Raw genomic sequence first — 253 nt, forward strand, 5'->3', positions numbered from 1 at the left:
CTACGACCTGCTGTTCAAGGCAGCGTCGGAGACGATGCTGACCATCGCGGCAGATCGGAAGCATCTCGGCGCGCGCATCGGCATCACTGCCGTGCTCCACACCTGGGGTTCGGCGATGACGCACCATCCGCACGTGCACATGATCGTGCCGGGCGGCGGCATCGCGCCAGACGGAAGCCGCTGGATATCGTCGCGCCCGGCATTCCTGCTTCCGGTGAGGGTACTCGGCAAGCTGTTCCGCCGCCTGTTCCTC

The 253-nt window shown here is 66.0% G+C and carries 1 protein-coding gene; it reads left to right on the forward strand.

Annotated elements, in window-relative coordinates; all coding sequences use genetic code 11:
• Positions 1-253: transposase (locus tag AU465_RS32725; RefSeq protein WP_192257121.1), on the forward strand; the 253-nt coding region annotated here is incomplete at both ends.

The sequence above is a fragment of the Mesorhizobium silamurunense genome (assembly GCF_014843905.1).
Classification (GTDB): Bacteria; Pseudomonadota; Alphaproteobacteria; order Rhizobiales; family Rhizobiaceae; genus Mesorhizobium; species Mesorhizobium silamurunense.